At 50.7% G+C, this 22213-nt stretch carries 28 protein-coding genes and 2 tRNA genes; 13 read left to right on the top strand and 17 right to left on the bottom strand.

Going from position 1 to position 22213, the window contains the following annotated elements; translation table 11 throughout:
• Nucleotides 1–46: 46 nt before the first annotated feature.
• From NZM01_00355 to dnaK, 5 genes are all read right to left on the bottom strand, one after another.
• Nucleotides 47–457 carry a diacylglycerol kinase family protein gene (locus NZM01_00355; GenBank protein ID MCS6958489.1) on the bottom strand — a complete coding sequence of 137 codons (411 nt, stop codon included), beginning with the start codon at nucleotides 455–457 and terminating at the stop codon, nucleotides 47–49.
• The gene (gene ybeY / locus NZM01_00350) at nucleotides 450–890 is read right to left on the bottom strand and encodes an rRNA maturation RNase YbeY (GenBank protein MCS6958488.1); all 441 of its coding nucleotides are present in this window, start codon (nucleotides 888–890) and stop codon (nucleotides 450–452) included. The genes NZM01_00355 and ybeY overlap by 8 nt, the downstream gene beginning before the upstream one ends.
• The gene (locus tag NZM01_00345; GenBank protein ID MCS6958487.1) at nucleotides 890–1030 is read right to left on the bottom strand and encodes a DUF3285 domain-containing protein; all 141 of its coding nucleotides are present in this window, start codon (nucleotides 1028–1030) and stop codon (nucleotides 890–892) included. The genes ybeY and NZM01_00345 overlap by 1 nt, the downstream gene beginning before the upstream one ends.
• Before the next feature lie 9 nt (nucleotides 1031–1039).
• Nucleotides 1040–3046, bottom strand: a complete 2007-nt coding sequence (ligA, locus tag NZM01_00340) for an NAD-dependent DNA ligase LigA (GenBank protein ID MCS6958486.1) — start codon at nucleotides 3044–3046, stop codon at nucleotides 1040–1042.
• A 98-nt stretch (nucleotides 3047–3144) separates the two neighbouring features.
• The gene (gene dnaK / locus NZM01_00335; GenBank protein ID MCS6958485.1) at nucleotides 3145–5031 is read right to left on the bottom strand and encodes a molecular chaperone DnaK; all 1887 of its coding nucleotides are present in this window, start codon (nucleotides 5029–5031) and stop codon (nucleotides 3145–3147) included.
• Between the two features lie 130 nt (nucleotides 5032–5161).
• On the opposite strand from dnaK, the gene NZM01_00330 reads away from it, so the two are divergent.
• A complete protein-coding gene (locus NZM01_00330; GenBank protein ID MCS6958484.1) occupies nucleotides 5162–5905 on the top strand; it encodes an ABC transporter ATP-binding protein in 744 nt (247 codons plus the stop codon).
• Between the two features lie 92 nt (nucleotides 5906–5997).
• Nucleotides 5998–6960, top strand: a complete 963-nt coding sequence (locus tag NZM01_00325; GenBank protein ID MCS6958483.1) for a CPBP family intramembrane metalloprotease — start codon at nucleotides 5998–6000, stop codon at nucleotides 6958–6960.
• Nucleotides 6961–6987: 27 nt separating this feature from the next.
• Here the strand turns inward: NZM01_00325 and NZM01_00320 are convergent, their stop codons facing one another.
• Both NZM01_00320 and NZM01_00315 read right to left on the bottom strand, forming a co-directional pair.
• On the bottom strand, nucleotides 6988–8067 hold the full coding sequence (locus NZM01_00320; protein MCS6958482.1) for a peptidoglycan DD-metalloendopeptidase family protein: 1080 nt from the start codon (nucleotides 8065–8067) through the stop codon (nucleotides 6988–6990).
• Between the two features lie 38 nt (nucleotides 8068–8105).
• A complete protein-coding gene (locus tag NZM01_00315; GenBank protein ID MCS6958481.1) occupies nucleotides 8106–8618 on the bottom strand; it encodes a DUF721 domain-containing protein in 513 nt (170 codons plus the stop codon).
• An 80-nt stretch (nucleotides 8619–8698) separates the two neighbouring features.
• On the opposite strand from NZM01_00315, the gene NZM01_00310 reads away from it, so the two are divergent.
• The 7 genes from NZM01_00310 to NZM01_00280 are packed head-to-tail and all read left to right on the top strand — an operon-like array spanning nucleotide 8699 to nucleotide 13325.
• Nucleotides 8699–9547, top strand: coding sequence for a glycosyltransferase (locus NZM01_00310; GenBank protein MCS6958480.1), 849 nt, complete (start codon nucleotides 8699–8701; stop codon nucleotides 9545–9547).
• On the top strand, nucleotides 9544–10566 hold the full coding sequence (trpD, locus tag NZM01_00305) for an anthranilate phosphoribosyltransferase (GenBank protein MCS6958479.1): 1023 nt from the start codon (nucleotides 9544–9546) through the stop codon (nucleotides 10564–10566). The genes NZM01_00310 and trpD overlap by 4 nt, the downstream gene beginning before the upstream one ends.
• 59 nt (nucleotides 10567–10625) lie before the next feature.
• Entirely contained in the window at nucleotides 10626–11084 is a 459-nt protein-coding gene (locus tag NZM01_00300; protein ID MCS6958478.1) for a DNA starvation/stationary phase protection protein, read from the top strand.
• The gene (locus NZM01_00295; protein ID MCS6958477.1) at nucleotides 11084–11380 is read left to right on the top strand and encodes a hypothetical protein; all 297 of its coding nucleotides are present in this window, start codon (nucleotides 11084–11086) and stop codon (nucleotides 11378–11380) included. Before NZM01_00300 ends, NZM01_00295 begins: the two co-directional genes overlap by 1 nt.
• Nucleotides 11361–11660 (top strand): YtxH domain-containing protein, encoded by a 300-nt coding sequence (locus tag NZM01_00290; GenBank protein ID MCS6958476.1) that lies wholly within the window; start codon nucleotides 11361–11363, stop codon nucleotides 11658–11660. Before NZM01_00295 ends, NZM01_00290 begins: the two co-directional genes overlap by 20 nt.
• Before the next feature lie 3 nt (nucleotides 11661–11663).
• Nucleotides 11664–12293, top strand: a complete 630-nt coding sequence (locus tag NZM01_00285) for a ribonuclease H-like domain-containing protein (GenBank protein MCS6958475.1) — start codon at nucleotides 11664–11666, stop codon at nucleotides 12291–12293.
• Nucleotides 12294–13325, top strand: coding sequence for an ABC transporter permease (locus NZM01_00280; protein MCS6958474.1), 1032 nt, complete (start codon nucleotides 12294–12296; stop codon nucleotides 13323–13325).
• On the opposite strand, the gene NZM01_00275 is transcribed toward NZM01_00280, so the two are convergent.
• Genes NZM01_00275 through NZM01_00265 form a run of 3 tightly spaced genes read right to left on the bottom strand, consistent with a single transcriptional unit; the run spans nucleotide 13322 to nucleotide 15136 of the window.
• The gene (locus NZM01_00275) at nucleotides 13322–13519 is read right to left on the bottom strand and encodes a hypothetical protein (GenBank protein MCS6958473.1); all 198 of its coding nucleotides are present in this window, start codon (nucleotides 13517–13519) and stop codon (nucleotides 13322–13324) included. The genes NZM01_00280 and NZM01_00275 overlap by 4 nt on opposite strands.
• A 52-nt stretch (nucleotides 13520–13571) precedes the next feature.
• Nucleotides 13572–14858: a hemolysin family protein gene (locus NZM01_00270; GenBank protein MCS6958472.1), complete on the bottom strand. Its 1287-nt coding sequence runs from the start codon at nucleotides 14856–14858 to the stop codon at nucleotides 13572–13574.
• 50 nt (nucleotides 14859–14908) lie between these two features.
• Nucleotides 14909–15136: a hypothetical protein gene (locus NZM01_00265; GenBank protein MCS6958471.1), complete on the bottom strand. Its 228-nt coding sequence runs from the start codon at nucleotides 15134–15136 to the stop codon at nucleotides 14909–14911.
• 40 nt (nucleotides 15137–15176) lie between these two features.
• Here NZM01_00265 and NZM01_00260 point away from each other — a divergent pair.
• Nucleotides 15177–15248 (top strand) — tRNA-Ile (locus NZM01_00260).
• Here NZM01_00260 and NZM01_00255 read toward each other — a convergent pair.
• The 4 genes from NZM01_00255 to NZM01_00240 all read right to left on the bottom strand — a co-directional run bounded on the left by NZM01_00255 (nucleotide 15208) and on the right by NZM01_00240 (nucleotide 17444).
• The gene (locus NZM01_00255) at nucleotides 15208–15978 is read right to left on the bottom strand and encodes a TlyA family RNA methyltransferase (protein ID MCS6958470.1); all 771 of its coding nucleotides are present in this window, start codon (nucleotides 15976–15978) and stop codon (nucleotides 15208–15210) included. The genes NZM01_00260 and NZM01_00255 overlap by 41 nt on opposite strands.
• The gene (locus NZM01_00250) at nucleotides 15975–16256 is read right to left on the bottom strand and encodes a DUF2499 domain-containing protein (protein MCS6958469.1); all 282 of its coding nucleotides are present in this window, start codon (nucleotides 16254–16256) and stop codon (nucleotides 15975–15977) included. The genes NZM01_00255 and NZM01_00250 overlap by 4 nt, the downstream gene beginning before the upstream one ends.
• Before the next feature lie 46 nt (nucleotides 16257–16302).
• Nucleotides 16303–16908 carry a superoxide dismutase gene (locus NZM01_00245; protein MCS6958468.1) on the bottom strand — a complete coding sequence of 202 codons (606 nt, stop codon included), beginning with the start codon at nucleotides 16906–16908 and terminating at the stop codon, nucleotides 16303–16305.
• Between the two features lie 83 nt (nucleotides 16909–16991).
• Nucleotides 16992–17444 carry a hypothetical protein gene (locus NZM01_00240; protein MCS6958467.1) on the bottom strand — a complete coding sequence of 151 codons (453 nt, stop codon included), beginning with the start codon at nucleotides 17442–17444 and terminating at the stop codon, nucleotides 16992–16994.
• A 46-nt stretch (nucleotides 17445–17490) separates the two neighbouring features.
• On the opposite strand from NZM01_00240, the gene ilvD reads away from it, so the two are divergent.
• Nucleotides 17491–19173, top strand: a complete 1683-nt coding sequence (ilvD, locus tag NZM01_00235; GenBank protein ID MCS6958466.1) for a dihydroxy-acid dehydratase — start codon at nucleotides 17491–17493, stop codon at nucleotides 19171–19173.
• Between the two features lie 70 nt (nucleotides 19174–19243).
• A complete protein-coding gene (locus NZM01_00230) occupies nucleotides 19244–19933 on the top strand; it encodes a Uma2 family endonuclease (GenBank protein ID MCS6958465.1) in 690 nt (229 codons plus the stop codon).
• A 4-nt stretch (nucleotides 19934–19937) separates the two neighbouring features.
• On the opposite strand, the gene NZM01_00225 is transcribed toward NZM01_00230, so the two are convergent.
• A tRNA-Asn gene (locus NZM01_00225) sits at nucleotides 19938–20009 on the bottom strand.
• A gap of 49 nt (nucleotides 20010–20058) precedes the next feature.
• On the bottom strand, nucleotides 20059–20814 hold the full coding sequence (locus NZM01_00220; GenBank protein ID MCS6958464.1) for a M15 family metallopeptidase: 756 nt from the start codon (nucleotides 20812–20814) through the stop codon (nucleotides 20059–20061).
• Between the two features lie 129 nt (nucleotides 20815–20943).
• On the opposite strand from NZM01_00220, the gene NZM01_00215 reads away from it, so the two are divergent.
• Entirely contained in the window at nucleotides 20944–22116 is a 1173-nt protein-coding gene (locus tag NZM01_00215) for a pyridoxal phosphate-dependent aminotransferase (protein ID MCS6958463.1), read from the top strand.
• Here NZM01_00215 and NZM01_00210 read toward each other — a convergent pair.
• Nucleotides 22096–22191 (bottom strand): hypothetical protein, encoded by a 96-nt coding sequence (locus NZM01_00210; protein ID MCS6958462.1) that lies wholly within the window; start codon nucleotides 22189–22191, stop codon nucleotides 22096–22098. The genes NZM01_00215 and NZM01_00210 overlap by 21 nt on opposite strands.
• Nucleotides 22192–22213: the final 22 nt, after the last annotated feature.

Genomic DNA, 22213 nt, shown 5'->3' with positions numbered 1-22213 from the left:
CAGCTCTAGGTAGCTACCTATGATACCAGTTAGGTTTCCTGGGGGGTCAAGGCGTAAAGCCCAGGTGTGCCGCCAAGGCGGGCAGAAATAGAACCACAGCTACAATTACGGAACCAACAGCCGCTACCAACACAGCGCCCGCACTACAGTCTTTGGCAGTTTTGGCGAGGGGATGGAAAGTTTTGCCAATCGTCAAGTCCACTACTGCTTCAATTGCTGTATTGAGGAGTTCGAGGGCAAGGACCGCCACGATCGTCAGGCAAACGCACAAAAACTTCAGGGCTGACAGATGGAGATAGAGGGAAAGGCAGAGAGCAACAATGGCGATAGCGGTTTGGATGCGGAAGTTGCGCTGGGTACGGAAAGTGTAACAGATACCCGCCCAAGCAAACCGAAAACTCGCCCAGACATTCTCCGCCACCGTGAGGGAAGGGGGACGCTCTAAAGGTTTATCCATACAGCGCTATAGCTTGCATGAGGGTTTCCTGTTGTGCCCACATCTTTTCTAGGCTCTCTTCGTCAGGGTGGTCCCAGCCCAGTAGATGCAAAAAGCCATGACTTGCTAACCAAACGATTTCCCAGAGTAAAGAGCGGTTTTGAGCTTGCCGTTGGGCTGTGGGGACAGAGATGACAATATCACCAAGGTAACGGGGTTCCACGACTACAGGCAATGGCTCTACTGGGAAGGATAATACATCAGTGGGGCAGTCTTGACCACGGTATTGCCGATTCAGTGCTTGTATTTCCCCGTCATCGGTGAGACGAATGGTTAGCTCCCAATCCCGATCGTTGATGCCCATCACTTCCCCCCACCGCTCTAACCAAATCTGCCATCTCTCTTCTGGTATAGGCTCAGGAAGAGGCACTAGGGTTTCCACATACACAGTCATCAGTGGAATAAAATCGCCAAGCCTAAGAGTACTGTTACTACGCCGATCGTGGTGAGGAAGAAATGTTTAAGGGAGGTGCCACTTTTGGCAACCATGTTGCGCATGGCTAATTTGAGAAAGCTATCCGATGGGGTTGACATAGATGGAATCTACACATTACGCAACAATTCTAGCAATTGGTCGGGGTTGAGGAGAGGAATGCCCAATTTTTGGGCTTTTTCCAACTTAGAGCCAGGATTTTCCCCCACTACGACATAGCTGGTGTTTTTACTAACACTGTCGGTGACTTTTCCCCCTAGGCTCTCGATTTTGGCTTTGGCTTCTGCTCGGCTCAGCTGGGGTAATGTACCTGTAATGACAAAGGTTTTACCTGCTAGGGATTGTTGCTCCAACCTTTCCCCAGGAACACTGCCTAAGTTAAACCCCATCCCCTGCAGTTCAGCCATCAGCGCCCGATTGTGGGGGTCTTGCCACCACTCCACCACTGCCTGGGCAATTTCTGTACCGATACCATGTAATTGGGTCAGCTCTTCTACCCTAGCTTGGGCAAGACGATCGGCAGTAAAATGCTGGGCGATTAACTGGGCTGTCACACTGCCCACATGACGAATTCCTAAACCGTAGAGGACTTTGCCCCAGGGCTGTCGTTTCGATTTTTCCAGGGCAGCCAGAATCTTACTGGCAGACTTTTCCCCCAGACGATCGAGTTTGACTAGTTCCGCCAAGGAGAGACGGTAGAGATCGGCAACCGATCGGACAAGGTTTTTTCCCACCAGTTGGGCAATTAATTTTTCGCCAATACCAGGAATATCAAGGGCATCGCGGCTGACCCAATGTGCGATGGCGCCCCTAATCACCGCTGGACACTGGGGGTTAGGACAACGGGTGATGGCTTCCGTGGAGGATTTTTCCAGTTCCGTGGCGCATTCAGGACAGCGATGGGGAAAAACAAATTTTTGTGCCCCTGGCGGGCGGAGTTCCCTAATTACCTGCACCACCTCAGGGATAATTTCCCCCGCTTTGCGGACAATGACAGTATCGCCCACATGCAAGTCCAATTCCTCTAAGCGCTCCCGATTGTGCAGACTAGCCCTCGTCACGGTTGTACCTGCCAACTGCACGGGTTGTAATTCGGCAACAGGGGTCGCAGCTCCTGTCCTGCCGATTTGAATGGTGATAGCATTGACAATGGTGGGTACCTCCTGGGCGGGGTATTTCCAGGCGATTGCCCAGCGGGGAAATTTTTGTGTATACCCTAACTCCTGCTGCACTGCCAAGTCTTGGATTTTTACTACTACTCCATCCGTTTGAAAGGGCAGGTCATGGCGCTGGGTGCTAAACCGATCGTAATATGCTCTCACTGCCTCTAGGCTGGGGCATATCTCCCGATAGGGAATCACCTTAAAACCCTGGCTGTGGAGGTATTCTAGGACTTCTGCTTGGGTTTTAATGGTATCAGGGTAACCGAAGGCTTGATAGGCAAAAAAATCTAGGCGACGTTGGGCAACAATTTTGGCATCCAGTTGGCGCAGAGTCCCGGCGGTAGCATTGCGGGGGTTGGCAAATAGTGGTTCCCCTGCCTGTTGCCGTTCTGTGTTGAGACGGTGGAAGTTCTCTAGAGATAAAAACGCCTCGCCTCGTACTTCCAAAACCGAGGGGGCAGTTCCCAACAGACGGAGGGGAATCGATCGGATTGTTTTCACGTTGGGCGTGATGTCTTCCCCTACCATCCCATCGCCTCTGGTTGCCCCTCTCACCAGTACACCGTTTTCATAGGTCAGAGCCAGAGCTGCCCCATCAATCTTCAATTCACAGATGTAGGTCAATTCCGCCTGGGTCAGCCTGCGGCACCGTTCTTGCCATGCCACCATCTCTTCCCAGGTAAAGGCATTGTCTAAACTGTAGAGGGGTAGGCGATGACGAACAGAGACAAATTTCGGTCGGTTAGCTCCCGAGCCGTCGGTAGCCGGATGTTCTCCTACCCTCTGGGTGGGGCTGTCGGGGGTGATCAGTTCTGGATATTCTGCTTCTAACTCTACTAGTTCCCGATACAAACGATCGTAAACCTCATCGGACATGATGGGACGATCGAGGACATAGTAGGCATAGCTAGCTTGATTGAGGAGCCGCCGCAGTTCCTCCAGGCGCTGGGACATCAGCCAATTCCCTAGGTAGTGCGTTAATTATACCCAGGGAAAAGTAAAAACTCCCCCATCCGACTCGATAGAGGAGTACACAACTTTACAGGAGTAAACTATTTGGACTCAGTGAAATCAGCGTCGATCACATCCCCGTCACTGCTGGAGCTGCTGCTAGAGCTAGACCCCGACACATCGGCACTGGATTGCTGGTACATCTTGGCACTGAGTTCGTACACTTCCTTCTTCAGGGTTTCGCTAAGAGACTTGATCCGATCGTGTTCGTCCTTGCTCATAGCTTCCCGCAGGTCTTTGACAAGGGCTTCAATGCGACTTTTATCGGCGCTGTCGATCTTATCGGCGAAGTCTTTAAGCTGTTTTTCCGCTTGATAGCAGAGGGAATCAGCTTGGTTCTTGGTTTCGATCTGCTCCCGCTTGCGCCGATCGGCTTCAGCATTGCGTTCTGCCTCTTGTACCATTCTTTCCACCTCCGCTTTGTCCAGGGTAGAAGCACCTGTGATGGTAATCGACTGTTGTTTCCCTGTCCCCTTGTCCTTTGCTGTTACCGAGAGAATACCGTTAGCATCAATGTCAAAGGTCACCTCAATTTGGGGCACACCGCGGGGGGCAGGGGGAATTCCATCTAAGCGGAAGGTACCAAGGCTCTTGTTGTCTGCTGCCATCTCCCGCTCCCCTTGCAGGACATGGATTTCCACATTAGTTTGACCGTCCACTGCCGTAGAGAACACCTCCGACTTCTTGGTGGGGATAGTGGTGTTGCGGGGAATGATCTTGGTCATCACCCCACCGAGGGTTTCTACACCCAGGGATAGAGGTGTTACGTCCAACAGGAGGATGTCCTTTACTTCCCCTGCTAGTACACCTGCCTGGATAGCCGCCCCCACTGCCACCACTTCGTCGGGGTTAACAGTTTGGTTAGGCTCTTTGCCCAGCATCCGCCGTACTAGCTCTTGAATAGCAGGAATTCGCGTCGAACCACCTACCAATACCACTTCGCTGATCTTGGACTTGTCTAACTTGGCATCCCTGAGGGCTTGCTCTACAGGACCACGACAACGATCGATTAAATCTGAGCACAATTCTTCAAACTTAGCACGGGTCAGGACTTCATCTAGGTGCTTAGGTCCGTTGGCATCAGCAGTAATAAAGGGCAAGTTGATTTCCGTCTGGGTGACACTGGAGAGTTCAATTTTGGCTTTTTCCGCTGCCTCAGTCAGGCGTTGCAGGGCTTGTTTGTCCTTGCGCAGGTCAATACCTTCTTTAGCCAGGAAGTTGTTAGCCAGCCAGTCCACAATCTTTTTGTCAAAGTCATCGCCCCCTAGGTGGGTGTCCCCGCTAGTAGCCAACACCTCAAACACCCCATCCCCCACTTCCAGGATGGACACGTCAAACGTACCGCCACCGAGGTCAAACACCAGGATTGTTTCATTTTTGCGGCTGTCTAACCCATAGGCGAGGGCAGCAGCAGTCGGTTCATTGATAATCCGCAGCACCTCTATTCCGGCAATTTTGCCTGCGTCCTTGGTAGCTTGCCTTTGGGAGTCGTTGAAATAGGCAGGTACTGTAATGACCGCTTGGGTGACCTTTTCCCCTAAATACTTACTGGCATCATCGACTAGCTTACGCAAAACTTGAGCGGAAATCTCTTCGGGAGCAAACTGCTTATTGACAGCGGGGGCTTCTAGGCGCACACTATCTCCCACCCTGACCACCTTGTAGGGTACCTGCTTAGCCTCATTGGTGACCTCATCATACCTTCTACCAATAAAGCGCTTCACGGAGTAAAAAGTATTGTCAGGGTTAATCACTGCTTGGCGCTTAGCGATCTGCCCCACCAACCGATCGCCAGTTTTAGTATAGGCAACCACAGAAGGAGTAGTTCGGAAGCCCTCTGCATTAGCAATTACGGTGGGCTTTCCCCCTTCCATGACCGCGACTACTGAGTTGGTTGTCCCTAGATCGATTCCTACTACTTTTGCCATAAGGCTTCCTACTCCAATATTATTAGATAACTAATCCCATGTCACCAGGGTAGCCAGTTTTGCCCCCAAGACACAGCCTGCAAAGCCGCCCTTGCAGGTAGTATTTACCGAACCCTAGACTAGGTCACGGATGGATTTATTGGTGCTGGACAAGGTGAGCCGTCGGTTTGGGGGGCTAATTGCTCTCCAGGATGTCTCCTTTGTCGTGGCGGCGGGGGAAATTTTTGGTCTCATTGGCCCCAATGGGGCGGGCAAAACTACCCTCTTCAATATCATTACGGGGGTTATAGAACCAAGCAGTGGTCGTTTGTTTTTGCGCGGGGAAGACATCACTACCGATCGTTCCTATCACCTCGCCCAGAAGGGTATGGCGCGTACATTTCAGAATATCCGTCTATTTCGCGAGTTGTCAGTGTTGGAGAATGTGATGATTGGTCATCACCTGCGACGGGACTTGACCAGTAGGCAGGTACGGGAATCCAGTCTGGAATTGTTGGCGTTGATGGGCTTAGGCGATCGTTATCATTTGGCGGCCAGGAGCTTGTCCTATGGTGAGCAAAGGAGATTAGAAATAGCCAGAGCTTTGGCTGTACAGCCCCAGTTGTTGTTGTTGGACGAACCGGCAGCAGGTATGAATCCCAAGGAAAAGCTGGAGCTGAGTAATTTGATCCAGGATTTACGCCAGCGTTTTAATTTGACTATTTTGTTGATTGAACACCATGTCCCTTTGGTAATGTCCGTCTGCGATCGGATTGGGGTGTTGAATTTTGGGGAATTAATTGCTCTAGGCACCCCCGCAGAAATCAAAGAAAACCCCCAAGTAATCAGTGCCTATCTGGGTACCGAGGCAGGCATATCTTACTTCTCAGACTAGGGTGAGTCTATAATTAGGCATACCTTATTCTCAGACTGGGGTGAGAGCCGTGGCTAGAACACTATCTACCTTTCTAGCAATTACGATTGTTATTGAGATTATACTTCGACAACTCTTCAGCCCATCGCGGCAGCCTCTGTACTTGTCAGTCCAGACAGACAGATGGTATTCCGTCTTATTTTTTACTTGCCCTCAGTGTCGCTTTGGGAGCATTGATTACTACTCTTTACTTTTATGGCAAAGTAGGTGTGCTGAAACTTCTGGGCAGACTAAAGCTATTTATCCCTAGGCTAGAGGTTTCTTGTTTGGTATTATCCCCATTGCTTCTAATCCCCCTTCTAGCAGTTATTTGGTGGGCAGTAAGAAAGGAACAAATTCAGTTAGTATTTCCTCTCCTCGACTCCGGCAGCACCCCTTTTGTGCCAGACAGCAAACTCTCGCCTGATACTCTGTGGAGTTCCCCTATTACAGGTCATGTGTGGCGTACACCGATCGATTTAATCACTGGTTTGTTGATACTAGTTCTAGCAACTGCATTAGAAGAATTAGCTTGGCGGGGCTTTGTCCTACCTCACTTGCAGGCTAATCACAATGCCTTTAATTCAACTGTCATTTTAGTTTTAATGCGGACAGTAACCCATGTAGCATTTTTCCCTGTGGGATTGTTTATTTCTGTAAAAATTTTCCTTGACCTAATGATCGCAGGAATCATTCTGACTTCCATCTACAACTCCAGTCGCGGTTATCTCCTACCAACAGTTGCTTTTCACTTTTTCATCAATCTCTATACAGGATGCGGACTTAGTTTAACAGAGATAACCCCCTCTGTCTTGAGTCGGGAATTCCTAATAGTTTTGAGCAATCCTCCTTTCCTCCTGCTCTATCTGTTCCTAGAATCTGAGGGACCAGGATCGATTTTTGCCTTCCTATACAGTATATGGCTAATAATTACAGCAATTATTGTTTCTAAACTCTATGGTCTGAGGAATTTGAGTCAGTGGGAGCCAGTAGGTAACTACTTCTTGCAGTCAGGGACTGATAATCCTGAGTGCTAGTTGAAACCTAAAAGAACAGGAGATAACTTAGAGGTAAGGAGCCGGATCGATCGGTTCACCCTGCACTCTCAGTTCAAAATGCAGATGGGGCCCAGTGGAAAAGCCCGTCGATCCCACTTCGCCGATTACCTGTCCTCGCTCTACTGTCTCCCCTGGTTGCACGTAAACTGACTGCAAGTGGGCATAGAGGGTAGCAATGCCGTTGCTGTGGTCAATCACGATCGTGTTGCCGTAGCCGCCGTACCAATCTGCCCAAATCACTGTGCCTGTCTGGGCGGCATAGATGGGAGTACCATAGTCTGCGCCAAAATCAATGCCAGTGTGGAATTTTTCATAGCCGAGGATAGGATGCGTGCGCCAACCATAGGGACTAGTAACTGCGCCATAGGTGGGATAAGCGAGGTAGCCGTTGCCAGGGGGCAGGGTATAACCATCCCCACTGCGGTCACGAATCCATCCCGCTAACCGACGGGAATCTTCTAGGAGTCTCTCTTCTGCTCTTTCTAGGGCGGCTCTGTCTTTCTGCAACCGATCGATGATCTGTTTTTGGGTCTCCGCTTCGGCAGTGTAGAGCTGTTTTTGATAGTTGAGTTGTTGTTGTACTAAGAGGGCTTCATTTTCTAAAGATTTTACTTTATCCCATTCCGCCAAGACTTGATCCGCACTTGTCTTTAGTTGGGCTAACAAGTCTTTGTCTTTTTTGTGCAGATACAGGAGTTGATGACGACGATCGAGCAGTTCAGTCAAGCTGTCACTACCTAAAAGAGCCAGCCACCAAGTAGCAGGGGGTTGTCGTTGCAGAAACCGCAGGCGGGCGATCGTCCTCGCCTTTGTCCTCTGAAATACCGCTTTGAGATTTTGATAGCGTTCTGTGACTACTCCTAGTTCCCTGCGAATCTGCTCCAGGCGCTGTTCATTTTCTTCTAGGTAGGTCTCCGTTTTGTTGATATTAGCTTGCAACTCCTCTAGGCGTTTTTGGGCAGGGGCAGTTAAGCGATCGATGCGGTCTTGCCGCTGTTGAATCTGTTGTTTCTGGTATTCCAAAAACCTTTGGTATTGGTCTAGGTCACTGATTGCTCTCACCGAGCCTGTGCAACAGAAAAACATTAGCCCCAAACTGAGTATCAGCCTCAACCAATAGGCTCTCATGACCGGTCGGTGAAAAAGTAACGCACTACACAGTGCTGACACATCCGCCACCGCTCTAGCTCAAAGCGGGAGGCAGGGGCACCACAGTGGGGACAGGGGCAGAGTTGTTTCCTTACCTGGGCAAGAGCACGACAGCGATCGACTGCCTCTTGGGGTGTGGTCGGCATCTTCCTTGCTGCGGCAGGCGGTACTGGCTGGGGATTGCTGTTGACTGGTTCCCAACGGGCAGTAGAAAAATGAATATCCACGATCGTGTCCTCTGCCAAGAGTTGGTTCAGTTTCTGCAAAATCGATCGGCGTTGCCAAGCGAGAGTTTGCGCCCAAACGGGACTGGAGACAGCCACTTGTAAAATCCGTCGATGGAGACCCGTAGGACGGGTATGGGGAGCAACCAATTCCCCCACGGCTTCCTGCCAGTGCCGAAAAATCTTACGCCATAGCCTTTCCTGCGCCCACTTCTCCTGGGATTGCATCCGATTAAGAACACTATCAAGGGAAACAAAAGCCATATACACTGAAGTTCGACAAGCTCATTTAAGCGGCAAGCCCACATGATTCTGTAACACAATTTGCAATCCCAGACAAGCCTATGGATGTCAGCATTATTATCCCTACCCTCAACGGCGGTGCCCTGCTGCGACGTACTCTGGCAGCCATCTATCGCCAACAAACTAACAAACAATTTGAGGTGATGATCATCGACTCTGGCTCTCGTCCCGACACGATGGCAATTTTCCAGGAATTTCCTGTCCGCCTGCACCAAATCCCCAAACATACCTTTAATCACGGTGCGACCCGCGACCTCGGTGCCACTATGACCACAGGCGAATTCCTCATCTTCATCAATCAGGATGCCGAACCTGGCAATGACCACTGGTTAGAAGGTATGATAGCTCCCTTTGCTGACCCCCAGGTGCTAGCTGTCCAAGGCGGCATTCGGGAACGGGATGATATGGAGCGCTTTTTCTGGGATTCCTGCGGCGAGCGCTTTTACTTTACTTCCGAATCGAAAAATTGGATCAAACGCTACCACAATATGGGCTTCTCTACCGTCAACTGCGCCATCAGACGATCGGTGTGGGAAAAGTACCCCTTTGGACAGATCGACATTTCCGAGGATAAGGCTTTCCAACGGCGCATCCACCACAAAGGGCACGAAATTGTCTACAGCGAAGCCTTTGTCTACCACACCCACAACTACAACTTCAGGCAAATCTGGCGTAGATGTCAGGATGAGGGTTACGGCTGGCGTTTGGTGGGGGAAAACTATACCCTAGGGCAGGCAATCCGCGATACTTTCATCCTCAAAAACTACAAAATTCTCTGGCAAGGCATCCGCACGGGTAAGGTCAAACAATTTTCGGAAATTATCTATCCCTTTATGCGCCCCACTTGGGTTTATATTGGCAATCACTTCAATCGGGGTTTGGTGAAATGAACTGGACAGATTTGCTTAAACAACTACTCGATCGGCAATCTCTTACACCTGAGCAGGCACGATCGCTGATGACTGGTTGGCTCGAGGGGGCAATCCTACCCGAAGTATCGGGGGCAATCCTGGTGGCACTGCAGCTGAAGGGAGTCACGGGGGCAGAATTGGCAGCAATGGCAGCAGTACTCAGGGAAATGGCAACCCCTGTGCCTAAGCTCAATCAGGAAATCCTCCTAGATACCTGTGGTACGGGGGGGGACGGCAAACATACCTTTAATATCTCTACAGCTGTAGCGTTTGTGGTGGCGGCAGCAGGTATCCCCGTAGCAAAACATGGCAATCGATCGGTCTCTAGTCGATCGGGGTCGGCTGATGTCCTGGAAGCCCTGGGTATTAACTTGAATGCTCCTCTTACCCAAATGCAAGCCGCCTTGGCAGCGGTGGGGGTGACCTTCCTGTTTGCTCCCCACTGGCATCCCGCTATGAAAGCTGTGGCACCCTTGCGCAAAAATCTGGGCATCCGTACGGTGTTCAATCTTTTGGGACCCCTGGTCAATCCCTACCGACCTACCGCCCAAGTCCTGGGGGTTTATGCCCCCTACCTCCTGCAACCTATGGCGGAAGCCCTCCATCTGCTGGGACTGCCCCAGGCTTATGTCCTCCACAGCCGCGAAGGTTTAGATGAAGTTGGTCTAGGCGACATCACTGACCTCGTCTATCTCCACCAGGGACAGATAACTCCTCAAGAACTAGACCCCCGCACTGTAGACATTCCCCCTACCCCCCTCACTGCACTCCTGGGCGGCGATGTGGCAGCTAATGCTGTCATTCTTAGCCAAGTCCTGCAAGGTAAAGGAACAGATGCCCAAACCCAATGCGTTGCCCTCAATAGCGCCCTCGCTCTCACCCTGGCGGGTCAATACCCCACCTGGCAAACCGCCTATCCCCACGCCCTCAACCTCATCCGATCGGGTGCCCCCTGGGATAAACTCATGCAACTCCGACAATTCCTCGCCCAACCTTAAATTTATTGCAAATCAGAATTATTCTGAAGTATAATCAAGTTAGAGTTGAGGTAATTTCTATGGATGCAGTTGTTAAGGGGTTGAATCGTCAGCAGGCGAATGCTTTGGTGATGTATCTCAACTACAAGAAGTATCACTGGCTGAGCTATGGTCCTTTATTTCGCGACCTGCACCTTTTGTTTGAGGAGCACGGCAGTCAGGTGTTGGAGACGATCGATGAGTTAGCAGAACGCAGTTTAGTGCTGGGGGGGGCACCTGTAGCTGACCCGGATCAATATCTCAAAATTGCTACTGTTCAGCCTTCGGTGGGAAGTCTGACGCTGAAGGGGATGGTAGAGGAAGCGATTGCCAATCACGATCGGGTTATCGACGAACTGCACCAAGACGCAGATACTGCCAGCCAAGCCAACGACATTGGTACAGCTGATCTATTTACCCGCATTGTGCAAGTACATCAGAAACAGCGGTGGTTTTTGCGAGAGATACTACGGCGGGGAGATGGTTTAGTAACCAACTAGTGATTATCACAGTCCTCCTCCTCAATCTTGCCCTTAGCGGCGTATTGGTATGGTTGACCTGGCACTGCTGGCGTTGGTATCGGGGGACAAAGCGGGCTACCCGCGCCCTCGATCGTTGGCACCAATATCTGGCTGTACGCTTTCCCCTATTTACCCTCAAGCAACACCGCAATCGCCTCTATCTTCTGCAGTGGCAGCAAACCTACCGGCGGGCACAACTGTTTTATCAATGGGGCACTTTCCTACTATCATGGAAAAAACGATGGCAGAAAACCCATGACAAACGGCATCGGTAAGTTTTTAGGGGGGGTAGTAGTCGGCACAGCAATCGGTGTGGTCACAGGTATTTTAATTGCACCCCGATCGGGTAAAGACACGCGGAACTTGCTCAAAAAATCGGCTAGGCAAATTCCTCTGTTAGCGGAGAAAGCTTGGGAAGAGACCCTAGAGAGATTGCAGGAAGCTATCATTGCGGGACGGGAAGCCAGTCAAAGACTCCATGAAGTCAAAGACAATATATCCACCGTCGAAACCAGTGCCCGCTCGGAAGGACAAAGACGTTCTTTATTTGAGTAGCCCATGACGACAGACATCAACATCTTTCACAACGACTTACCAGCAGAGGTGCTCCAGACCTATCTGCAAAGTCCCCTACTGGCGGTAGATACGGAGACTATGGGGTTAATTCCCAGGCGCGATCGATTGTGTCTGGTGCAGATGGGCGATGTCGCAGGGCGAATTAGCCTAGTGAAACTCGATCGGGGGGTGAAATCTGCCCCCAACTTACAGCAACTCATGGAAGCAGAGAATGTCCTAAAAATATTTCACTATGCCCGCTTTGACATCGGTGCCCTCAAGTATCATCTAGGGATTCAGACCCGTCCTTTTTTTTGTACCAAGATTGCTAGTAAGTTAGCCCGCACTTATTCCCCCAAACATGGCTTAAAAGAACTGGTGCGGGAGTTGGAGAAAGTAGAGCTGGATAAGACAGAGCAGAGTTCCGATTGGGGGAATGCCTATTACTTGTCAGAGGAACAGATTGCCTATGCCGCTAACGATGTGCGTTATTTAATTAGTATTTATCACAAACTGGTAGAAATGTTAAAACGGGAAGAGCGCTATGAATATGCTCTAGCTTGTTGTCAGTTTCTCCCCACTCTGGTCGATCTCGACCTACTTGGTTATGAAGACATCTTCTCCCATCAGTAGATGTACATCAACTGGGAACGTTGGCGGTCTTTAATTCGCTATTGTTTGCTCCGTTTAGCCCTTGCCCCCTTGCTGGTCTTGGTGGTAGCCACGATCGTTTTTGCCCTGATGCGTTTAGCCCCTGGTGACCCCATTGATGCTATTGTTGGTACCCGTGCGCCTCTGGTGGTGAAGGCAAATTTACGCCAACAAACGGGCTTGGATGGTTCCCTGGTGCAGCAATATTTCCGTTACCTGGGGGGGCTGTTACGTTTTGATTTGGGCAAATCCCTGTCCACTAGGGGAGAACCTGTCAGTAAAATTATCCAAGACTTTTTTCCCGCCACCGCAGAATTAGCGATTTACAGTACGGTCATTGCTTTAGTAATTGGTATTAGCTTGGGCATTCTGACAGCGACAAAACCGCGTTGGGAGTTGCCAGGTAAATTATTTAGCATTGTCACGTATGCCTTGCCTTTGTTTTGGCTGGGTATGGTTTTGCAATTACTTTTCTCTGTGCAACTGGGCTGGTTTCCCCTGGGCGGGAGAATACCAACGACAATCCAAATTGGTAAAACAATCACGGGTCTTTACACGATCGATAGTCTTTTACAGGGCAATCTTAGTCTCTTTTTGGTTAGTTTGCATCATCTAGTCCTACCATCTTTCGCCCTGGGGTTAGTTTTGAGTGGTATTTTTGAGCGGATCATGCGGGTCAATCTGCAAGAGGCACTACAGAGTGATCACGTGGAAGCTGCCAGGGCTAGGGGTATTTCTGAAAGGCGCATCCTCTGGAGTCATGGCATTCGCAATGCTCTTATTCCTGTAGTGACAGTCTTTGGTCTGACCTTTGCTGCTTTGCTGGGGGGAGCTGTGATGACGGAAGTAACCTTCTCCTGGCCTGGTCTTGCCCATCGCCTTTACAGTGCTATCCTGGGCAGGGACTACCCCGTAGTGCAGGGATTGGTGGTTTTCTTCGCTATTATTGCTACCCTATTCAGTATTTTAGTTGACATCCTCAACGCGCTTATTGACCCCCGCATTCGCTATTAGCGCTCTTCTTTGAAAAAAATCACCCAACCAAGGTAGATAATGCCAACCACGATCGCCAGTAAGGTTAACCCCGGCACCAGTTGGAACCGTAACCAAAATAACAATCGTTGCAGTCTGCCCAAGAACCAGAGGGCAATGACAATCACACCAACGATCGTGGCAATACCCCAAAACAACTGTAGTCCTTTGTTCATACTCTACGACCTGCAGCCTGGGGAATATTGTACAAGCAGATTGTAGTATTGCCTAAGGTGGGGGCTGCTCTAGGGAACAGATGCGCACACGATCGATTCTGGGTCCATCGGTCGAGGCAACCGTGATTTCCAAGTTATCAAACACAAACTGTTCCCCAGGGCTGGGAATTTTCTGCAGGTGAAACATGACAAATCCCCCCAAAGTTTGGTAGTCCTCGTGGAGGGGCAAATTCAACCCTAGAGACTCATTTACTTCTTCCACACTGACTTGGGCTTGGACTAAAAAGGTACGTTCATCTAAAACCGTAATTTCTGGGACAGACTGGTTGGGGGGGTCATTTTCGTCCCCCAGAATCTCCCTAATAATGTCAGTCATGGTCAGCAAGCCCGCTGTCCCCCCGTACTCATCCACCACCATGACCATCTGCTGATTCGCTCGCTGCATTTGGGGCAATAGTTCTGCCAGGTAAATATCCTCAGACACAAAGCGTACAGGGCGGATGTAGGGAGTGATGGGTTGGTCAAGGTTGTAGTCTTGGCTGGGCAACTTGGCGCTGATTTCCTTGAGGTCAACAATACCACGGATGTCATCTAGGGATTCCCCCGCTATGGGATAGCGGCGATGGTGTGTCCGAGCAACCGCACTAAAAAGGTCACGCAAGGTGGCTGTCACTTCTAGGTAATCAATACTAGTACGGGGACGCATCACTTCCCCAGCAGTAATGTCGCTAAACTCAAACACGTTTTTTAGGAGTTGCCGTTCCTCTGTTTCCAAACCGCTGGATTCCGTAGAGGTGGTAATTATTCTCTGTAACTCTTCGGCACTAACAGCGCTGTACCAGGACTTAGGGCTATATTCCACTCCCAATAATCGCAATAGTAACCGAGTAGATTGACTTAAGAGCCAGAGCAAGGGACTCATCAGTTCCATGACAATTTCACTGGGGCGGGCTAATACCAATGCCAACTTCTCTGTATGGGCAAGGGCGATTGATTTGGGCAGCAATTCCCCTAGGACTATCTGTAAATAAACTATCAAACTCAAACTGAGAGCAGGAGCTAAAAATATTGCCCACTCTTTGTCCCCTAGCCAACCCAAAACTTGTTGGGTTACGTTGTCTTGCCCTACCCAGCCTAAAGTCACACTCGCTAAAGTAATACCAATTTGGGTTGCCGACAGAAACCGATCGATCTGTCTTTGCAGTCTCTGAACAACTAGGGCAGAACTTGATCCCTCATCGACTAGCTGATGCACACGGGAACGGCGGAGGGAAACAACTGCAAATTCCGCAATAACAAACAGAGCATTTATTAACAGAAGCGGGATAAGGAAAGTCAAGCAGCGTTGATGTCACCCTTAAGCGCCAAAGTAACAAAATTCTACCACACTCATCCAAAGGTCACTTGGGGGGGAGTGCTATTAACTTTGCGGGGTTTATTGTGATGATTGGGACGGAGGACACGCCGATCGGAGGGGTTAGGGTTGACCTGCTTAATCGCCTGTCTGCCTAAGATAAAACCTATGAGAGCAGAGCTGAACCCCACAATCAGCATGAGGAGCAAGAGAATAGTATAAAAATCGCCAGTCAGTTTTTTTTTAGAACGGGACTTGGGCATATATTTCAGTTACACTTTGATTAGCATATAATGAAAACGCCCAGGGTTGGCTGACAGGTAAAGCAAACGACTCATAATCGTTGACATGTGGGTTCGATTCCCACACCCTGGATAAGCCAGAGCCAGTATTCCTGGTTGCCCTTTTTGCCCGTGATGGGGGCGGGGAGTATGCCCTGTGGTTGCCAGCCGTAAGTCATTGCTGCCTGTGATACTTGCTCTACCGCCGCTAGCTGGAGTGATTGCTCCCGTACTATTCCCTGCTTACCCACCTTGTCCCTACCCACCTCAAACTGAGGCTTCACTAACAAGAGCATCTCCCTGGGGGGTTGGAGTAATTGCCAGAGGGCAGCGAGGACTTTAGTGAGGGAAATAAAGGACAAATCCACCACTGCTAGGTCGGGAATGGGGTCGCCAGGATTGTACAGTTCCTCAGGCGTGAGGTAGCGGAGATTAGTCCGTTCCCGCAACACTAGTCGGGGATCATTGCGTAAAGACCAAGCCACCTGCCCATAGCCCACATCAATGCCGTATACCCGTGTTGCTCCCCGCTCCAGCAAGTACCCCGTAAACCCCCCCGTAGAAATGCCGCCGTCCAGACAGACTCGATCGGTTACCCTGACGCCAAACGTCTTTATTGCTCCTGCTAACTTTTCTCCCCCCCGTGAGACGTACTCGTACTGCTCCTTCAGGCGAATCGATGCATCTACAGTAATTTCTGTCCCTGGCTTGTCAATTACCACCTCATCAATTAGCACCCACCCTGCCCTAATTACCCGCTGGGCTTGTTCGCGGGAGGCAGCTAAACCCCTCTTCACCAGTAGTACATCCAGCCTTTCCTTCACCCTTGCCCACGATCGGTGTAGATACGGTAAGCCGCGACTGCCAAGATACAGTTACCCACCAAGGTCAAACTTGCCTGTAAAGTTACCAGCCATTCCATACTGGGGTCATTGTCAAATAGATGCCAGATACAAGCACACAACGCACCAAACAAAGCAGGAATCATGCCCCCTGCCAGGGGACGTAACCGATCGGACTGCCAGAGGATGGCGATCGCTACCATCCACTCTATAACACTGGAAATGTGAATCACCCAGGTGGGCAAAGAGAGCGCATGCATACAGCTAAACCGCTACCCCTCTCCCAGCTAGGAGAGAGGCAAAAAATTAGGCAGTAGCTTTGGCAAGATTTTCCGCCACAAAATCCCAGTTGATTAGGTGATCGAGGAAAGTCTGGGCATAGTCAGGACGGCGATTTTGGTAATCCAGGTAGTAGGCGTGTTCCCACACATCCATTGTCAGGAGGGGGATTTGATTTTGGTGGAGGGGGTTTTCGGCATTGAGGGTCTTGGTGACCTTGAGCTTACCATCTTCCAATACCAGCCATGCCCAACCACTGCCAAATTGACCGACACCAGCAGCTTTGAACTGCTCCTTAAATGCCTCGAAACTGCCGAAGTCAGCTGTGATTTTATCTGCCAGAGCACCCGTAGGCTGCCCGCCGCCATTGGGTTTCATACAGTACCAGTAGAAGGTGTGATTCCACACTTGGGCGGCATTGTTGAAGATGGCAACTTTACTGGCATCCCCTGCCGTAGCTTTGATAATTTCTTCTAGGGACTTATCTTCTAAGTCAGTGCCCTTGATCAAATTGTTCAAATTGTTGACATAGCCCTGGTGGTGCTTGCCATGATGGAAGCTGAGGGTGTTAGCGGAAATGTGGGGTTCGAGGGCGTTTTGTTCGTAGGGCAACTTGGGAAGTTCAAAAGCCATTACTTTTCCTCTCAATAATCAGGCATGAGACGTAATTGATGATCCCACGAACTGTACTCTTCCGCAATCTCTCCTGGGACATGTCACTTGTCAACGGGGATCGCGCGATAGCCCCATATCCCGCGGCAGTAATTATTCAGTTCCTGGGTAGTACTATTGATGTTAGCGGTGAGAGTCTGCAAGTCAGGTAGATGGCGGTCAATGACGTAGGGGTCACCCACTAGTTGTCCCTCCCTAATGTTTCTAAAGACTCCTGCCACTGCTTGCAAGTCTGTGACCAATCTGGTCTGAATTCTTTGCAAGGTTTCGTCTGCCAAATTAAGGGCACTGATGTCCGTTGCTAGTTTGGTACTAAGTTCCTGGGCAATAGTAGCGTGGTTGATTTTGGGTGTTTTTTGACTGTGCCAGCTGGTGTAAAGCTTACTAAATACTCGGCATTCTACACCCCGCCTTGGATTTTGGGCAGCACTACTAGGAAAAGGCAAAATCACAAGCAAGGCTAAGAGTAAAAGCAGGGTAGGATAAAGAGTCTTCATATAGTTCCCTTGTCGTTACAATAAATCTATCGCTGTGAGAGGTACTATGGCTGAGCTACGGAGTCGTGTTGTCACCCAGGGCATCCACCGTTCCCCTAATCGCGCCATGATGCGGGCAGTGGGGTTCAAGGACGAAGACTTCACCAAACCGATCGTGGGAGTTGCCAACGCCTACAGCAATATTACCCCCTGCAACATGGGAATTAACGAACTGGCACTGACAGCTATGGCGGAACTGCGCAGCAGTGGTGCTATGCCCCAGATGTTCGGCACGATCACCATCAGTGATGGTATCTCCATGGGTACGGAGGGGATGAAATACTCCCTAGTCTCCCGCGATGTGATTGCGGACTCGATCGAGACGGTATGTAATGGCCAATCCCTGGATGGACTGTTAGCGATCGGGGGTTGTGACAAGAATATGCCAGGGGCGATGATTGCCATGGTGCGCATGAATATCCCTGCGATCTTTGTCTACGGGGGCACGATCAAGCCTGGGAACCTCAACGGCAAGGATTTAACGATCGTCAGTGCCTTTGAAGCCGTGGGGCAGTACAGTGCAGGCAAGATTACCGAGGAAGAATTACTGGCAATTGAGCGCAAAGCTTGTCCTGGGGCTGGTTCCTGCGGGGGGATGTATACAGCCAACACCATGTCTTCCCTGTTTGAGGCTATGGGGATGAGTTTACCCCGTTCCTCAACCATGGCAGCGGAAGATGCCGAAAAAAGAATTAGCACAGGGGAGTCAGCCCGCGTACTGGTGCAAGCGATCGAGAAACAAATCCTGCCCCGGGATATTGTCACCCGTAAAGCCCTGGAAAATGCCATTGCTGTTTTGATGGCGGTGGGGGGATCGACCAATGCTGTATTGCACCTGTTAGCCATTGCCCACGCGGCGGAAGTGCCTCTAACGATCGATGACTTTGAAACTATCCGCGCCAAGGTGCCTGTTCTCTGCGATTTGAAACCCTCAGGGCGCTATGTGACTACAGACTTCCATCGGGTAGGGGGTGTACCCCAGGTGATGAAAATGCTTTTGTCCCAGGGCTTAATTCACGGCGATGCCCTGACAATTACGGGAAAAACGATCGAGGAAACTCTCGCTGACATTCCCGTTGACCCCGACCCCAACCAGGATATTATTCGTCCTTTTCATTACCCCCTTTACAACTCTGGGCACATCACTATCCTTAAGGGCAATTTAGCGGAAGAGGGAGCAGTAGCTAAAATCAGTGGTGTCAAGAATCCTGTAATTACTGGTCCAGCGCGGGTATTTGACTCAGAGGAGTCCTGTTTAGCAGCGATCTTGGCAGGGCAGATCAAACCCGGTGATGTAATCGTCATTCGCTATGAAGGTCCCAAGGGCGGTCCAGGGATGCGGGAAATGCTCTCTCCCACCAGTGCGCTGATTGGTGCTGGTTTGGGTGACTCCGTGGGCTTGATTACTGATGGCAGGTTCTCTGGTGGCACTTACGGCATGGTAGTTGGTCATGTTGCTCCAGAAGCCTATGTAGGTGGCACGATTGCTTTAGTAGAAGAAGGAGATTCCATCACGATCGATGCCCATCGTCGCCTGTTACAACTCAATGTCAGTGCTGAAGTCCTCGCCCAACGCCGTCAGAACTGGAAACAGCCCCCCCCCCGCTATAGGAGAGGTGTCCTAGCTAAATATGCCAAACAGGTCTCTAGTAGTAGTTTGGGAGCGGTAACCGATCGGTTTGACGAATAGTGGGTGTTAGGGCAGTAGAGCGCCTGGGAAAACTCTATCTATCATAGATACAAAGCCCCCGGTTGCCACAATGCTGATAGAAAGACTGCCCTCCAGTGCGGAACTGCCCTGCTCCGACGATACCCCCGTGGATAATGAAGACCAGAACCTTATCCCCAACATCCTCCTGTTCAGCCTCCTGCAGTACTGGCACGATCGGGAAGACTGGTTTTTTGCCGTTGACATGGGCATATATCATCCCAGCCAACCCCGCACGCCAATTGTTCCCGATGCCTTTCTCTGCGTAGGAGTACCACGCCGCAGGGGAGGTAAATCCCGTTTGAGTTACGTGCTGTGGGAAGAAGACAACATAGTGCCCGTGCTGGTGATAGAGATGGTATCCCAGACACCAGGGGGAGAATACAGCCGCAAGATGCAGGTATACCAGAGTATGGGAGTGTTGTACTACGCGATATACAATCCGGAGTACTGGCAGCGGGACAGGCGGGAGCCGTTTATGGTGTACAAGCTAGTTGGTGGGGAGTATGAGGTGCAGGGGGGTGAGCCGGTGTGGATGGCAGAGGTAGGCTTGGGGATAGGCAGGTGTTGGGTGGGGGCGAGGGAGCAGTTGAGCTGGTTTGATGGGGCGGGAAACCGCATTTTGAGTTTGGAGGAGTTGTTGGCCAAGGAACGGCAGGAGAAAGAAGCAGAGCGCAAAGCAAAAGAGAAGCTAGCCCAATATCTCCGCTCCCTTGGCATTGACCCTGACCAGCTTATGTAGAAAACTCCCCGGGCAGGATTCGAACCTGCGACCAATCGGTTAACAGCCGACCGCTCTACCGCTGAGCTACCGAGGATTGACAACAGAACTCAATTATACTTGAATCCCCACGACATGCAAGGGGTTTACCTACGATTCCGTACTTTGTAAAAAGTTTTGAGGCTATCTGTATCACCGACAAAGCGCCAGTGCCAAGGTTCATACATCACTCCCTGGGGATTGTTGGGGGGGAAGGATAACTCAAAACCATAGCGAGCAGCGTTGTGGCGGAGCCATTGGTAAGCCTCAGTTTGGGCAAAGGTTTCTGCCAAATCAGTGCTGGGGTTGTCACCATCCCCGATGTCAATCGCGTAACCAGTGTGATGTTCACTGTAACCAGGGGGAGCACTGACTTTCGCCCGTTCGGCGGGAATTTGATTGCGTTCTTGTCCAATACCAAAGAATAAATGTTCCTGCTCCTCCTTCGATCGGTAACCGGACAGAGGAACGAGGTTGATACCTACAGCCTTGGCATCCCTTTGCATGCGCATAAAATTCTGGGCAGCAGCTCGGCGTAGCTTTAATTCATAGCCATCGGCAGCTATGGCGATCGTGACCAAGTCGCTGGCGGGGGCTTCATCATAGGCATAGTGCCCGAACAAGGTATCTGGCGCAGGTAGGGGAGCAGGCACGGGCTTAATCTGGGTCGGTTGGGACTTTGGAGTGCGACTGGGAGCAGAGGCAGTCGCCAGGAACAGGGGGAGAGAGAGGGTAAACCCCCCCAAGGCATACATCCAGCGGGGCAGATTGCTCACGTTTTGCAGGAGGGATACCCACTTCTTTTTGGCTACCTTGAGATGTCGTGCCAGCGGTTGCCGCGGTGCAGAAATTCCCTTGCTCATAGTCCTCCCCACAAAAACTTGCGCTAAATATAACCAGCTCTTAACCGAATGGCAAGGGGGGGCGGTATGGCAAATAACAATTGACAAAGAAGATTTTGCTACAATTTTGCCCTAGCTTTAACTAACACTATGGAATTTGCCCACCGTCTCGACCAAATTACTCCCTCCCTCACCTTATCTATTGCGCAACAGGCTGGCGAGCTCCGTCGGCAGGGAGTTAGGGTATGGGACTTGAGTGCAGGGGAACCAGATTTCGATACGCCCCCTCCCATCAAAGAAGCGGCTATCCAAGCACTGCAGGCGGGCAAGACTAAATACGGTCCTGTGGCAGGCATACCAGAGCTAAGGCAGGCAATTACCGATCGCCTACGTCAAGACTATAACCTGCAATATAGCCCTGAGCAAGTAATTGTCACCAATGGCGGGAAGCAAGCCCTCTACAACTTAATGATGTGTTTGCTCAATCCAGGAGAAGAAGTAATCATTCCCAGTCCCTATTGGGTGAGCTATCCGGAAATGGTGCGGTTGGCGGAGGCAAAACCTGTATTTTTACCTACGACCTGGGAACGGGACTATAAAATTACACCTGCTCAATTGGCAGAAGCTATCACTCCTCGCACTAAGTTGTTTGTCTTCAACTCCCCCGCTAATCCGACAGGGAGTGTCTATAGTCCTGAGGAAGTAGCAGCTCTGGCTGAAGTCCTAGAAGCCCATCCCCATGTATGGGTGGTGGCAGATGAAATTTACAGTCAAATTGTCTATCCCCCAGCTGTCCACCGCAGTATTGCTCACTATTTACCCGATCGGACGATGCTGGTGAGTGGGTTTGCTAAAGCCTATGCCATGACGGGGTGGCGAGTGGGATACCTGGTAGGCAATCGGGAAATCATCAAAGCAACAGCTATGCTGCAGGGGCACAGTACCTCGAATGTCTGTACCTTTGCCCAGTATGGTGCCCTCTATGCTGTGACGGGAGACCAAGGGTGTGTAGCACAAATGCGTCAATCCTATGCCGAGCGTCGCCACCTTGCCTATAAATTGCTGTCAGAAATGGAGGGCTTGCGCTGCCCCTTGCCCCAGGGAGCATTTTACCTGTTTCCTGACATCACCCAGACAGGCTTGGGGTCTCTGGAATTTTGTGAGCGCTTGTTGCGGGAAAAGCAGGTGGCATTAGTGCCGGGTATTGCCTTTGGCGCGGATCAGTGTGTCCGCCTTTCCTATGCTACAGACCCCACCACGATCGCGGAGGGGTGTCAGCGGGTACAGGAATTTGTGTCTAGTTTACTCGCCCTGCAGGCGTAGCAAGAGATAACCCAAACCTACACCCACCATAACTAGCACTACAGACAACACAGCGGCATTGGCAAATTCACCCATAAATTTTTCCTCTCCCTAAGCG

Origin of the sequence: Pseudanabaenaceae cyanobacterium SKYG29, assembly GCA_025055675.1 — a bacterium.
Taxonomy (GTDB): Bacteria; Cyanobacteriota; Cyanobacteriia; order Pseudanabaenales; family Pseudanabaenaceae; genus M5B4.
The sequence above is the reverse complement of the archived record's forward strand: the minus strand, read 5'-3'. Positions and strand labels throughout refer to the sequence as shown.

Excerpts from the sequence above, each read along its gene's own strand:
- NZM01_00355 (MCS6958489.1), bottom strand. The coding sequence starts at position 457 with ATGGATAAACCTTTAGAGCGTCCCCCTTCCCTCACGGTGGCGGAGAAT.
- ybeY (MCS6958488.1), bottom strand. The coding sequence starts at position 890 with ATGACTGTGTATGTGGAAACCCTAGTGCCTCTTCCTGAGCCTATACCA.
- NZM01_00345 (MCS6958487.1), bottom strand. The coding sequence starts at position 1,030 with ATGTCAACCCCATCGGATAGCTTTCTCAAATTAGCCATGCGCAACATG.
- ligA (MCS6958486.1), bottom strand. The coding sequence starts at position 3,046 with ATGTCCCAGCGCCTGGAGGAACTGCGGCGGCTCCTCAATCAAGCTAGC.
- dnaK (MCS6958485.1), bottom strand. The coding sequence starts at position 5,031 with ATGGCAAAAGTAGTAGGAATCGATCTAGGGACAACCAACTCAGTAGTC.
- NZM01_00330 (MCS6958484.1), top strand. The coding sequence starts at position 5,162 with ATGGATTTATTGGTGCTGGACAAGGTGAGCCGTCGGTTTGGGGGGCTA.
- NZM01_00320 (MCS6958482.1), bottom strand. The coding sequence starts at position 8,067 with ATGTTTTTCTGTTGCACAGGCTCGGTGAGAGCAATCAGTGACCTAGAC.
- NZM01_00315 (MCS6958481.1), bottom strand. The coding sequence starts at position 8,618 with ATGGCTTTTGTTTCCCTTGATAGTGTTCTTAATCGGATGCAATCCCAG.
- NZM01_00310 (MCS6958480.1), top strand. The coding sequence starts at position 8,699 with ATGGATGTCAGCATTATTATCCCTACCCTCAACGGCGGTGCCCTGCTG.
- trpD (MCS6958479.1), top strand. The coding sequence starts at position 9,544 with ATGAACTGGACAGATTTGCTTAAACAACTACTCGATCGGCAATCTCTT.
- NZM01_00300 (MCS6958478.1), top strand. The coding sequence starts at position 10,626 with ATGGATGCAGTTGTTAAGGGGTTGAATCGTCAGCAGGCGAATGCTTTG.
- NZM01_00290 (MCS6958476.1), top strand. The coding sequence starts at position 11,361 with ATGACAAACGGCATCGGTAAGTTTTTAGGGGGGGTAGTAGTCGGCACA.
- NZM01_00285 (MCS6958475.1), top strand. The coding sequence starts at position 11,664 with ATGACGACAGACATCAACATCTTTCACAACGACTTACCAGCAGAGGTG.
- NZM01_00280 (MCS6958474.1), top strand. The coding sequence starts at position 12,294 with ATGTACATCAACTGGGAACGTTGGCGGTCTTTAATTCGCTATTGTTTG.
- NZM01_00275 (MCS6958473.1), bottom strand. The coding sequence starts at position 13,519 with ATGAACAAAGGACTACAGTTGTTTTGGGGTATTGCCACGATCGTTGGT.
- NZM01_00265 (MCS6958471.1), bottom strand. The coding sequence starts at position 15,136 with ATGCCCAAGTCCCGTTCTAAAAAAAAACTGACTGGCGATTTTTATACT.
- NZM01_00250 (MCS6958469.1), bottom strand. The coding sequence starts at position 16,256 with ATGCATGCGCTCTCTTTGCCCACCTGGGTGATTCACATTTCCAGTGTT.
- NZM01_00245 (MCS6958468.1), bottom strand. The coding sequence starts at position 16,908 with ATGGCTTTTGAACTTCCCAAGTTGCCCTACGAACAAAACGCCCTCGAA.
- NZM01_00240 (MCS6958467.1), bottom strand. The coding sequence starts at position 17,444 with ATGAAGACTCTTTATCCTACCCTGCTTTTACTCTTAGCCTTGCTTGTG.
- ilvD (MCS6958466.1), top strand. The coding sequence starts at position 17,491 with ATGGCTGAGCTACGGAGTCGTGTTGTCACCCAGGGCATCCACCGTTCC.
- NZM01_00230 (MCS6958465.1), top strand. The coding sequence starts at position 19,244 with ATGCTGATAGAAAGACTGCCCTCCAGTGCGGAACTGCCCTGCTCCGAC.
- NZM01_00220 (MCS6958464.1), bottom strand. The coding sequence starts at position 20,814 with ATGAGCAAGGGAATTTCTGCACCGCGGCAACCGCTGGCACGACATCTC.
- NZM01_00215 (MCS6958463.1), top strand. The coding sequence starts at position 20,944 with ATGGAATTTGCCCACCGTCTCGACCAAATTACTCCCTCCCTCACCTTA.
- NZM01_00210 (MCS6958462.1), bottom strand. The coding sequence starts at position 22,191 with ATGGGTGAATTTGCCAATGCCGCTGTGTTGTCTGTAGTGCTAGTTATG.